An 11,584-nucleotide genomic window follows, 5' to 3' on the forward strand; every position below is an offset into this window, starting at 1 on the left:
AAGCTCCTAACCCTTACGGGGGCGTGTGCCCTGCTGTCCTGATCCTTTCGATGGGTGCGGAGCATGATCGAGGCTGTCGGCCTGACCAAGCGCTACGGCGACAAGACCGCCGTGTACAACCTTTCCTTCCAGGTACGGCCGGGTGCCGTCACCGGCTTCCTCGGGCCCAACGGCTCGGGCAAGTCGACGACCATGAGGATGATCCTCGGCCTGGACAACCCGACCGCGGGCACGGTCACGATCGGCGGCTACCCGTACCGCAAACTGCCGAACGCGCCCCGTCAGGTCGGCGCCCTGCTCGACGCCAAAGCCGTGCACGGTGGCCGACACGCCCGCAACCATCTGCTCTCCCTCGCCCAGCTCTCCGGCATCCCGGCCCGCCGGGTGGACGAGGTGCTCGGTGTGGTCGGCCTCCAGGACGTGGCGAGGAAGCGGTCCAAGGGCTTCTCCCTGGGCATGGGCCAGCGGCTCGGCATCGCCGCCGCGCTGCTCGGCGACCCCCAGGTGCTGCTCTTCGACGAGCCGGTCAACGGCCTCGACCCCGAGGGCATCCTCTGGGTGCGCAACCTGATGAAGTCGCTCGCGGCGGAGGGCCGCACGGTCTTCGTCTCCTCCCACCTGATGAGCGAGATGGCGCTGACGGCCGACCATCTGATCGTCATCGGGCGCGGGCAGCTGCTCTCCGACATGAGCGTGAGGGATTTCATCTCGGCCAACTCCGCCGACTTCGCGCGCGTTCGCACCCCGCAGACCGAGCCGCAGCTGCGCGAGAAGCTGGCCTCCGCGCTCACCGGGGCGGGCGGCCACGTCCTGCCTGAGCAGGACGGCGCGCTGAGGGTGACGGGACTGGCCCTCCCCCGCATCAGCGACATCGCGCACGACACCGACGTACGCCTGTGGGAGCTGTCGCCGCACCAGGCCTCGCTGGAGGAGGCGTACATGCGGATGACGCAGGGCGCCGTGGACTACCGGTCCACCATCGACCAGAAGGCCGGGCTCCAGCAGCCGCTGCCGCCGGGTGCCCAGCCGCCGATGCCGGTGCCGGGACAGGGCCAGCCGGGCTGGTACGCCCCGCCGCCCCCGCACCAGGGCTACGCGCCTCCGCAGCCGGCCCAGGGGCCCGCGGCGGGTGCCTACGGCGGGTACCCGGCCCCGGGCGCCCCAGCCGCACCGGCAGCCCCGGCCGCCCCGGCCGCCCCGGCCGCCCCGCAGGGGGCGTACGGCGCTCCGGCGCCCGCGCCCACCGACGCCAACCCGTACGCCCAGACGTCCCCGCAGGCCCCGGCGCAGCCCGCGGCGGCCCCCGCCCCGCAGCCCGCCCAGCCGCCCGCCGCGCCCGCCTCGCTCGACAAGGCGCCGCCGCCCGCCCCGCCCGCCCCGGCCGGCCCCTCCGCCCCGACGACCCAGCCCGAGGACGCCCGATGAGCACCCCGCAGCAGCCCTCGCCGCAGGCCGCGCCCGCCTGGCAGGCGGCGCCCGGTCCCGCGTACGCCGCGCCCCAGGGCGGCCCCGGCTACACCTCGCCGATCCCAGTCGTCCGGACGCACCTCGGGAACGCCATCGCCTCGGAGTGGACGAAGATCCGCTCGGTGCGCTCCACGATGTGGACGCTGGGCGTGTTCGTGCTGCTGGTCGTCGGCATCGGCATGGTGGTCGCCCTGCTCGTCGACGCGAACGCCTCCGAGGGGGATCTGGCCGGCGAGAGCCCGCTGTCGTTCGGCTTCTTCGGCGTACTCCTGGGCAGCATGCCGATCCTGACCCTTGGTGTGCTCACCACCGCCTCGGAGTACGGCACCGGCATGATCCGCACCACGATGGTCGCGTGCCCGTCCCGCGGCCGGGTCCTCACGGCGAAGGCCATCGTGTTCTTCGCGATCGCGTTCGTGGTGACGCTGGTGTCGACGGGGTTCGTCGCCATGGTGGACGCCGCCCTGTTCACCGACGCCCGTGAACCGTCCGGAAGCGAGTGGCTGAAGGCCACCGTGGGTGTGTCCCTCTACGTCGCGCTGCTGGGCCTGCTGTCGCTGGCCGTCGGCTCGATCATCCGGCACTCGGCGGGCGCGATCACCATCATGATCGGCCTGCTGCTGGCCCCGCTGGTCATCGCGATCTTCATGTTCTCGGCGTCTCTGGAGGGTCTGCGCGACGCCCTGTTCGAGTACTCGATCCCCAGCCAGCTGGGCGTCTGGTACTCGGCCGAACTCACCGAGTCCGGCCCGACCGGCTGGGACCCGCTGTGGATCGCGCTCGGCGTGACGGCCGCCGCCTTCGCCGCCGCCTTCGCCCTGTTGGAGAAGCGCGACGTGTAGAGCGTCAGAAGCGAGGCGTGTTACGAGACCGCTGCACCCCCGGGGTGCGGCGGTCTCGCGCGTTCCAGCACGCCTTGTGCCAGTGTCGGCGGTCGTCCACCCCCGAGTGCTCCGGCCAGGCGACGACGTGCGGGACGCCGTCCGGGATCAGCTGGTCGCAGCCCGGACACCGGTACGCCTTGCCCTGCGCGCTCGCGCCCGCCACGTGCCGTACGCTCCACTCCTCGCCGTGCCAGTTCACCGAGGACTGCCAGCCGCCGTAGCGGCTCGCGCGGTCGTCCTCGGCGCTCGGGCCGGAAGAGTCGGACGAACCAGCACCCTTGGGTCGGTTGCGACGCGGGGACACGGGACACCTCACGGGGCTATACAGGAAGCAGGGTTCGTGTCCAGCCTACGCGGCACGAACGGGGGCACCCGTAGGTCACCGATCCCCACAAGTCGCCCTCCCCGGCACCCCATTCTCCAGACAATCGGCAAATCTCTCCGCCAGGCCGTGTCCTCGGCACGTGTCAGACGGTTATGCCGGGTGGGGGAGCTCCGCGTCGGAGCCAAGGAAGCAGGAAAGTCCATGCGCGTTGGTAGTTTCGTGTTGGGTGCCCAGTTCCCCGGGCAGGGCCAGGGGGAGGCGCTGCATCGCGCGGTCCGCTCCGCCGAGGTCGCCGAGGAGGCGGGTCTGGACTCGGTCTGGCTGGCCGAGCACCACTTCGTGCCGTACGGCACCTGTCCGTCGGCGGTCACGCTCGCCGCTTTACTGCTGGGCCGCACCCGCCGCATCCGGGTCGGCACCGCGGTCAGCGTACTGCCCACCGTCCATCCCGTCGCCCTCGGTGAACAGGCCGCGCTGCTGCATCTGACGAGCGGCGGCCGCTTCTCGCTGGGCGTGGGGCGCGGCGGCCCCTGGGTCGACCTGGAGGTGTTCGGCACCGGCCTCGCGGCGTACGAGCAGGGGTTCCCCGAATCACTCGATCTGCTGGTGCGCTGGCTGCGCGAGCCCTCGGTGGGGGCCGACGGTGAGCGGTTCCGCTTCCGCGAGGTCCCCGTCGTACCGCGCCCGTCCGAGGCGCTGACGGACACCGAGGGCCCGGAGGTCGTCGTGGCGTGCACCTCGCCGTCGAGTGTGCGGCTGGCCGCCGAGCGCGGGCTGCCGATGCTGCTCGGCATGCACGTCGGGGACGAGGAGAAGGCCGAGATGGTCGCCCTGTGGCGGCAGTACGCGCACGCGGCCGGGCGGTCCGGGGACGAGATCCGCGCCGCCGCGCATGTCTCGGCGGGCGTCTGCCAGATCGCCGACCGGCGTACGGACGCCGTCGAGACGCTCGTGAAGGCGATGCCGGGCTGGCTGAAACAGGGGCTCGACGCCCATGTGACGGTCGACGGCCGGGCCCGCTCGATGCGGGACCCGGTGGCGTACACCGAACTCCTCTGCGGGCTGCACCCGGTGGGCACGGCACGGCTGTGCGCCGACCGCCTCGCGGCGACCAGCGAGCGGACCGGCATCTCGCGCTTCGCCCTGCTGGTCGAGGGCGCGGGCGATCTGTCGGCCACGGAGGAGAACGTCCGGCGGCTGGGCGCGGAGGTGCTCCCCCACCTCCGCTGAACGGCCCGGCACACCGGGGAGCTTGCCGCTCCAGTACTGATGGCACCTCCCGCGTAAGGAGCGGCAAGCGACAGGCTCACACTGCTGCCTCAGCAGTCCCGGAACTCCGGTGACTGGTTGAGCACTTGGCTGCGGACCGAGGTGAAGCGGGCCAGGTTCTGGTCGACGGACGGGTCCGTCGGGAACACCGCCACCCGGTGGCAGTTCTGGAAGGCGAGCCGCACGCCGAAGTGCCGCTGAAGGGCGCCGCGAATGGCGTCACTCGCCAGCGCTCGCAGCAGCTGCCCGCGTGCCTGCTCGTCCGGCGGGGGCGTCTGGTTGTCGGCGAAGGCTCCGCCGTCCACCTTCAGCTGGGCCACCAGGGAGCTGATCATCTCCCATGCGTAGGGCAGGGAGGTCCGGACGCAGTCGACGAATTCAGCTTCGTCGACCTCGCCTCGCTCGGCCTGTTCGAGTAGGGCCGGTGAGACGTCGAGCGACATGGGTACTCCTCTCGCACCCCCGGAGAAGCAGGGGTTGCCGGACAGGGAAAGGGAGTTCGGCATGCCGAAATACCGCACACGCTGAGTACACGCATCGCGACCTCCCGTTTACTACGGTAGGCAACCGACGGTGACGGCACCAGGAGAATGGGCACATAGGGAACTCGCAGTAGGCGCACAATCGGCCATGTCCGAACGATCTTTTTCCAGATCAAAAGGGGCGGGCCCGAAGCGGCCCCGGTCACGGGCGGCGGCGGGTGACGGGTGGGCGAATCGCGTGGGGCGCGAGGTGTCGGATAGCGTTGCCGACCATGCGTCTCGTCATCGCCCGGTGCTCCGTCGACTACGCCGGCCGGCTCACCGCCCACCTCCCCTCCGCCCCCCGCCTCATCCTGGTCAAGGCGGACGGCAGTGTCTCGATCCACGCGGACGACCGGGCCTACAAGCCCCTGAACTGGATGTCGCCGCCCTGCACGCTGAAGGAGGGGACCGGCGAGGAGGAGGGCGTCTGGACCGTCGTCAACAAGGCGGGCGAGAAGCTCATCATCACGATGGAGGAGATCCTCCACGACTCCTCGCACGAACTCGGCGTCGATCCCGGCCTGATCAAGGACGGCGTGGAAGCGCACCTCCAGGAGCTGCTCGCCGACCGCATCGAGACCCTCGGCGAGGGCTACACCCTGATCCGGCGCGAGTACATGACGGCCATCGGCCCGGTCGACATCCTGTGCCGCGACGCCGAGGGACAGACCGTCGCGGTCGAGATCAAGCGGCGCGGCGAGATCGACGGGGTCGAGCAACTCACCCGCTACCTGGAGCTGTTGAACCGCGACCCGCACCTCGCGCCGGTCCGCGGCGTCTTCGCCGCACAGGAGATCAAGCCCCAGGCCCGCGTCCTCGCCACCGACCGCGGCATCGGCTGCCAGGTCCTGGACTACGACGCGATGCGCGGCATCGAGGACGACAAGCTGCGCCTGTTCTGACGTCCGGTACGGCGTTCGTACGACCGTGAGGGCCGGGTTCCCGGGTAGGGGACCCGGCCCTCGGGCTGTCCGGGGGCTCCTCAGATCACGGAGCCGGCGGAGGACGAGGAGGACGAGGACGAAGAGGACGAAGAGGACGACGACGAGGCGGACGACGAGGACACGGACGACGCCGTGCTCGGCGAGACCGGGGCGCTGGCCGTGGTCGACGTGGTGTCGGAGGGGGCCGGGCTGGTCGACTCGGTCGGGGTGGCCGACGTCGTCGGTGTCGAGGGGGTCGTCGGTGTCGTCGGCGTCGACGGCGTGGTCGACGGCGGCCTGGAGGTGGTGCTCGACGACGACGGCCGCGGCGTGGTCGTCGTCGATCCGCCGCTGCCCGAGGTGTGCGAGCTGCTCGCCCCCGGCGTGGGCGCCGTCGACTCCGTCGGGGTCGGATCGTCCGACGTCCCCATCGTCCCGTCCGGCCCCGGATCCGTCGGCCGGCTGGTCGCCGTGCCCGTGTCGCCGGTGCCGGTGCCGGTGTCGCCGCCCGGGGTGTCGGAGTCGAGGCCGCCGTCGCCGAGGCCGGTGCTGGCGGAGGGGTTGACCCCGACCTGGTCGGACGGGTTGTCGGCGTCGTTGTTGGAGGTCGCGCCGAGCGTCACCACCGTACCGAGCACGGCGACCAGGAGCGCGCCCGCGCCGGCCGCGACGAGGTTGCGCTTGGCCAGGCTCTTGAGGCCGCCGCGGCTGTGCCGGGCCGGGGGCGACGGCGGGACGACCGCGCGGTGGACGAGGGTCTCGGCCTCCCGCGGATAGACCGGCGCCACCGACTGGATGCCGCGGGGCGGGGATGCCGACTCCTCGTGGCGGGCGTCGGGCACCTCCTCGCCGGCCGTGGCCGCGGCGAGGCCGGGGATGTCGCCCGAGGCGTCGGCGACCAGGGCGAGGGCCCGCCGGCCGGCGACGGTGCCGCGCTTGTCGGTGAGGGTGCCGCGCAGGGCGAGGGAGGCCTCCAGCTCGGAGCGGGCCCGGTCGAGGTCACCGCCGCAGAGCGCGAGGACGCCCAGTTCGTGGTGGAAGTAGGCCCGGTCGGCGGACTCCCCGGCGAGCCGCGCGGCCTCCGCGCCCTCGTTCAGGGTGGTCTCCCAGGCACTCCAGCGCAGTCCGGCGGCGAACGCGGGGGCCGCGGCGCGGGCGAGCCGGACGGCGGTGGCCTCTTCTCCCTCGGCGGGCGGGGTCGTCGTGGGCCCCACGACGGTGAGGGCGGCGAGGACGGCCTCCGCCTCGGCGCAGACCCGCTCGGGGGTGACCGAGGGGTGGGCGGCCCACCAGGCGTAGTGCTGGGCGGCGGTCTGCACGCGGGCGGTGACGTCCTCGCCGTATCCGGCGGCCTCCAGCTGGGCCTTGACTCCGGCGGCGAGCCGGTAGCCGGTGCCGACCGGGGAGACCAGTCCGCAGGCGACGAGTTCGCCGAGGGCCGCGTCGGCGTGGGTGTCGCCGACCAGGGCGGGCAGATGGGCCTGGTGCGGGACCTCGCCGCCGAGGGCGACGGCGAAGCGCAGGGTGGCGCGGGCGGAGGCACTGAGCCGGGCGGCGAGCAGCGGGGCGGGCGCGGCGGCCTCGCCGAGCGAGGGCAGGGGTATCTCCTCGGCCTCGCCGGCGCCGGCGTCCACGGGCGCGGCGAAGGGGCGGGCGTCCTCGAAGACCCCGAAGGCGTCGACGGCGTCGACGTCGGCGCGCAACCGGTCGCGCTGGCCCAGCAGGGCGCCGGCCTGGACGAAACGCAGCGGCAGGCCCTCGGACTCGAACCAGAGGTCGCCGGCCCAGTTGGCCTCCTCCTCGGTGAGGACGCGGCCGACGGCCCGCTCGATCACCTCGACGCCGCCCGCGCGGTCCAGGCCGCCGAGGGTGACCTCGTCGACGGCGGAGCCGGCGGAGGGCGCCGGGGTGTCGGGGGTGGCGCCGAGCAGGAAGGCGCACTCGGGGGTGGCGTTCAGCAGTTCGTCGAGGTCGGCGCCGCCGAAGCCGAGGTCGTCGACGACGACGACCGCGCCGATCTCCCCGACCAGGGCGAGGAGCTCCTCGGTGCCGGGGCGGTACCGGTCGGCGTCGTGGACGGCGTGGAAGAGGTCGTGCAGCAGGTCGGCCGCGGTGCGGCGGAAGCCGGAGAGGCGGACGACCCCGTCGGGGGCGAGGTCCTCGCAGTCCTCGGCGACGAGATCGAGGAGGCTGGTGCGGCCGGAGCCGGCCGGGCCGGTGAGACGGACGGAGCGGCCGCGGGCCAGCAGCCGGACCAGGTGCTCGCGTTCGTCCTGGCGGCCCAGGAGGGGCTGCGCGGGCCGGCCGGGTCCGGCCGGGGCGGGCGGGCGGGCGGCGCGCTCGGCCTCGGCCCGCTGCTCGGCCGTGCGCTTGGCGGGCCGCTCGGGCACCTCGGTCGGCGGGCAGAGTTCTATCTCGCTGCCGTCGACGGGGTTGACCGTGAGCAGGTGCTCGTCGGCGACGATCCGTACCGTGCGCGCCGGGCCGGGCGCGTGCTGGCCGAATTCGGCGGCGAGGGGGTCCCGGGACGGGCGCGGGCGCGGCGCGTTGCCGTCGCCGTCCTGGCCGTACTCCTCGGGTCCCAGGTTCGTCGGGTCCATAGGTCCAAGCCCCCCAAAAGCGTCGTGTGGCGGTAGCCCCTCCCGGCCTTGCTGCACACTGCGCTGTCGCTTCTGGTCCGGTGCCCGCTCGAGGGCTGCGGGCGGCGGGCAGACGAACCGTAAACCTTCGCACAGTATCTACGACAGCCCGGGGTGCCGCGCCGCCCGAGACGTCACAGTCCGGTGAGGATTGCGCCCGCCGTATGTTTTCCGCCGCAGGCCACACGCCGTGCGGGTCAGACGCGGGGCAGGGACTCCACGCCGATGCCGCCCTCGATCGCCAGGATCCGGTGCAGCCGCGTGGCCACCAGCAGGCGTTGCATCTGCGGGGGTACGCCGCGCAGCACCAGGCGGCGGCCGCAGCGGCCGGCGCGTCGGTGGACGCCCATGATGACGCCGAGTCCGGTGGCGTCCCAGGAGTCCAGCTCGGACAGGTCGAGCACCAGGTCGCCGATACCGTCGTCGACGGCCGTGTGCAGGGCCGTTCGAGCGTCGGCCGCGCAGCGCACGTCGAGACGGCCCCCGACGACCAGCTCGGCGTGGTCGCCCCTGATGTGCATAGCGCTCCCCTAGGCGTGCGTCTTGTGCTCCGCGGTGTGATGTCCGGTGTTGCATGCTCTGACTGCGCGAAGCAGTCGGAGGTTGCCGTCTGTGAGCGAACCGATACCGAATTCACCCGCAGGGGTGAGGCAGCTGGGGCCTGTGCGGTTTCAGTGCCTCTGAAAGCCCTGCCCGCTCTCGCGTCCGATGTCACCGGCGTCAACCATCCGGCGCATCCGCTCCACCTGGCTCTCGGCCGGAGATTAGCGGGCGTGAGGCGCTGTGTGACCGGTTAGTAACGCGTCTCACGTCTCATGGGGTGAGACACCGGTCACGTCGTCAAATCCTGTCCGATTCACTCCGATTGAGCCCGGACTGACCGGTGGTGACGAAGGGAACGGAGCGGATCCGCGGGGACCGTCTAGATTGGCCGCATGGTCAATCTGACGCGCATCTACACCAGGACCGGCGACCAGGGCACCACCGCCCTCGGGGACATGAGCCGGGTCGCCAAGACCGACCTGCGGATCTCCGCGTACGCCGACGCCAACGAGGCGAACGCGGTCATCGGCACGGCGATCGCGCTGGGCGGGCTGGACGGGGAGATCGTCACGGTCCTCACCCGTGTCCAGAACGACCTGTTCGACGTGGGCGCGGACCTGTCGACGCCGGTGGTGGAGAACCCGGAGTTCCCGCCGCTGCGGGTCGAGCAGTTCTACGTCGACCGGCTGGAGGCGGACTGCGACCGTTTCAACGAGCGGCTGGAGAAGCTGCGCTCGTTCATCCTCCCCGGCGGCACCCCGGGCGCGGCCCTGCTCCACCAGGCCTGCACGGTCGTCCGCCGCGCCGAACGCTCCACCTGGGCCGCCCTGGAGGTCCACGGCGAGGTGATGAACCCCCTCACCGCGACCTACCTCAACCGCCTCTCGGACCTGCTGTTCATCCTGGCCCGCACGGCCAACAAGGAGACCGGCGACGTGCTGTGGGTCCCGGGCGGGGAGCGCTGAGCGCTCCCCCGGCCCATCCCCCGCCCCGCCCCGAGGCCCGGCTCACCGCCGGGCCTCCTCCTTGTCCCGCGCGGATCGTGCCCCGGCCGCGGCCGCGTCCCGCCGGTCCGTCTCCGGTTCCCTCTTCGGCCAGATCACGTAGGCCAGCGCCACCAGACCGTGGATGCCGGCGGCCCTGAGGGCCACCCACTGGAAGGACCGCAGCGACGAGGTGTCGCCGTCGCCTACGTACCAGACGGCGGCCTGGAGCAGGGCGCAGGCGACGGCGGCCGCCAGCAGCGTGCGCAGCCACAGAGCGCCCTCGTGGCGGGCCCGTGCCATGCCGTACCGCGGCGGCCTCGGCGGAGGCGGGCCGCCGGCCAGGCGGTGCGCGGCGTGCCCGTCGAGCCAGCGGATCGTGTAGTGGCCGTACGCGACGGTGTAGCCGATGTAGAGCGCGGCCAGGCCGTGTTCCCAGCCCGGCTCCGCCCCGTTCCTCAGGTCGATCGCCGTGACGGCGAACAGGACCAGCTCCAGCACCGGCTCGCACAGCAGCAGGACCACACTGGTACGGCGCCACCTCAGCAGGTACCGGACGGCCAGGCCCAGCGTCAGCAGCACCCAGAAGCCGACCTCACACACGATGATCAATGTGACGACCACGACTCGCTCCTCTCGGTCACCCTTCCAGGCTCCCGTCGGCACCGGCCGCGTTCGTCGTCGGCGGTGACGAAGTCGGGGTACATCGAAAGATGCAGCGCGGAAACGTCCCCCGGGAGCAGGCGGGCGCGTGGCGCGCCGTGTTGGATGGAGGACATGGCCGCAGCCCTCCCCCGCCCCCACCGCTTCGACGTGTACGTCGCGGTCGGCGGGCTGCTCGGCGGACTGCTGTTGCTGGCGGTCGACCTGGCCACCCGGCCGCCCGACGAACCGAACGTGCTCTTCCCCGGCCCCTGGCCGATCCTGGTGCCGCTGGTGGTGATGTCCGGCTGCGAGCTGCTGCGCCGGACGGCCCCGCGTGCGGCGCTGCTGACCGGCACGGCGGCGGTGACCCTGGACACCGTCACGCAGGGCAGCGTGGCCACCGTGCTGATGTTCACCGACCTCGTGTACGCGGGCGTCCTGTACGGCCCGCCCGCCTCGGCCCGCCGGATCCCCTGGATCACCGGGCTGCTCACGGTGGCCGGGACCGTGGTGCCGTTCGCGGTGTGGCGGGTGCCGGAGGCGCTGCTGATCGGTGTGGTCATCGGCGCCGTGGCGTTCGGGCCGGCCGCCACCGGCTGGATCGTCCGCAACCACCGTGACGCGGCGACCGCCGCCCAGCTGCGCGCCGAACAGACCGCGCTGCTCGCCGAGATGGACCGCAGCCAGGCGGTGCTCGCCGAACGGGCGCGGATGGCCCGGGAGTTGCACGACATGGTCGCCAACCATCTGTCCGCGATCGCCATCCACTCCACGGCCGCGCTGTCGATCGACGATCCGCGGACCTCCCGCGATGCGCTCGGGGTGATCCGGGAGAACAGTGTCGACGGGCTCGCGGAGATGCGGCGGCTGATCGGGATCCTGCGCGACGGCAGCGGGGACCAGGAACCCGCCGCGGCACCGACCCTCGACGGCCTGGACGCCCTCGTGGACGGCGCCCGCGCCAACGGTCTCGACGTCACCCTCGACGCCGACCACGGCCGGGTCCCGGCCCCCGTCGAGCTGGCCGCGTACCGGATCGTCCAGGAGTCGCTGACCAATGCCCTCAAGCACGCCCGCCCCGGCCGGGTGACCGTCGCCCTGACCCACCACGACAACATGCTCGACGTCCGGGTGAGCAGCCCCTACGGCCGCCGCGACGGGCCGCGGGCCCCCGGTTCCGGGTCGGGCCTGATCGGGATGCGGGAGCGGGCGGCGCTGCTGGGCGGCACGTTCGAGGCCGGGCCGGAGGGCACCCTGTGGACCGTACGCGCCTCGCTCCCCCTTACTGAAGGAGAATCTCAATGACCGTGTCAAGCCGCCTGCGTGACGGGTGGGGCGGAGGTGAAGAGCCTTTTGTCACGCAGCATTGCCCACAGAACGTC

At 72.8% G+C, this 11,584-nt stretch carries 11 protein-coding genes; 6 read left to right on the forward strand and 5 right to left on the reverse strand.

The features are described 5' to 3' along the window. Nucleotides 1-63: 63 nt before the first annotated feature. Both ACZ6D7_RS41965 and ACZ6D7_RS41970 read left to right on the forward strand, forming a co-directional pair. Nucleotides 64-1,425: an ABC transporter ATP-binding protein gene (locus ACZ6D7_RS41965; protein WP_469502748.1), complete on the forward strand. Its 1,362-nt coding sequence runs from the start codon at nt 64-66 to the stop codon at nt 1,423-1,425. After that, complete coding sequence (locus ACZ6D7_RS41970) at nt 1,422-2,309, forward strand: ABC transporter permease (protein WP_469502751.1); 888 nt, start codon at nt 1,422-1,424, stop codon at nt 2,307-2,309. Before ACZ6D7_RS41965 ends, ACZ6D7_RS41970 begins: the two co-directional genes overlap by 4 nt. Nucleotides 2,310-2,313: 4 nt before the next feature. Here ACZ6D7_RS41970 and ACZ6D7_RS41975 read toward each other — a convergent pair whose 3' ends face one another. Next, nucleotides 2,314-2,655 (reverse strand): ATP/GTP-binding protein, encoded by a 342-nt coding sequence (locus ACZ6D7_RS41975; protein WP_469502754.1) that lies wholly within the window; start codon nt 2,653-2,655, stop codon nt 2,314-2,316. A gap of 222 nt (nt 2,656-2,877) precedes the next feature. On the opposite strand from ACZ6D7_RS41975, the gene ACZ6D7_RS41980 reads away from it, so the two are divergent. Then, nucleotides 2,878-3,906 (forward strand): LLM class flavin-dependent oxidoreductase, encoded by a 1,029-nt coding sequence (locus ACZ6D7_RS41980; RefSeq protein ID WP_469502757.1) that lies wholly within the window; start codon nt 2,878-2,880, stop codon nt 3,904-3,906. 89 nt (nt 3,907-3,995) lie between these two features. On the opposite strand, the gene ACZ6D7_RS41985 is transcribed toward ACZ6D7_RS41980, so the two are convergent. Then, nucleotides 3,996-4,388 (reverse strand): SCO5389 family protein, encoded by a 393-nt coding sequence (locus tag ACZ6D7_RS41985; protein ID WP_469502760.1) that lies wholly within the window; start codon nt 4,386-4,388, stop codon nt 3,996-3,998. A gap of 311 nt (nt 4,389-4,699) precedes the next feature. On the opposite strand from ACZ6D7_RS41985, the gene nucS reads away from it, so the two are divergent. Then, on the forward strand, nt 4,700-5,371 hold the full coding sequence (gene nucS / locus ACZ6D7_RS41990; protein ID WP_469502763.1) for an endonuclease NucS: 672 nt from the start codon (nt 4,700-4,702) through the stop codon (nt 5,369-5,371). Between the two features lie 80 nt (nt 5,372-5,451). Here nucS and ACZ6D7_RS41995 read toward each other — a convergent pair whose 3' ends face one another. Together ACZ6D7_RS41995 and ACZ6D7_RS42000 are read right to left on the reverse strand one after the other, a co-directional pair. Further along, entirely contained in the window at nt 5,452-7,992 is a 2,541-nt protein-coding gene (locus tag ACZ6D7_RS41995) for an ATP-binding protein (RefSeq protein WP_469502766.1), read from the reverse strand. A gap of 236 nt (nt 7,993-8,228) precedes the next feature. Beyond that, nucleotides 8,229-8,552: an STAS domain-containing protein gene (locus tag ACZ6D7_RS42000; protein WP_469502769.1), complete on the reverse strand. Its 324-nt coding sequence runs from the start codon at nt 8,550-8,552 to the stop codon at nt 8,229-8,231. Nucleotides 8,553-8,966: 414 nt separating this feature from the next. Between ACZ6D7_RS42000 and ACZ6D7_RS42005 the strand changes: the two genes are divergently transcribed. After that, a complete protein-coding gene (locus ACZ6D7_RS42005; RefSeq protein ID WP_469502772.1) occupies nt 8,967-9,539 on the forward strand; it encodes a cob(I)yrinic acid a,c-diamide adenosyltransferase in 573 nt (190 codons plus the stop codon). A gap of 42 nt (nt 9,540-9,581) precedes the next feature. On the opposite strand, the gene ACZ6D7_RS42010 is transcribed toward ACZ6D7_RS42005, so the two are convergent. After that, entirely contained in the window at nt 9,582-10,181 is a 600-nt protein-coding gene (locus tag ACZ6D7_RS42010; protein WP_469502777.1) for a hypothetical protein, read from the reverse strand. A 153-nt stretch (nt 10,182-10,334) separates the two neighbouring features. On the opposite strand from ACZ6D7_RS42010, the gene ACZ6D7_RS42015 reads away from it, so the two are divergent. Beyond that, nucleotides 10,335-11,507, forward strand: a complete 1,173-nt coding sequence (locus ACZ6D7_RS42015) for a sensor histidine kinase (protein ID WP_469502779.1) — start codon at nt 10,335-10,337, stop codon at nt 11,505-11,507. Nucleotides 11,508-11,584 lie beyond the last annotated feature (77 nt).

Source organism: Streptomyces sp. NPDC041784, from assembly GCF_055591025.1.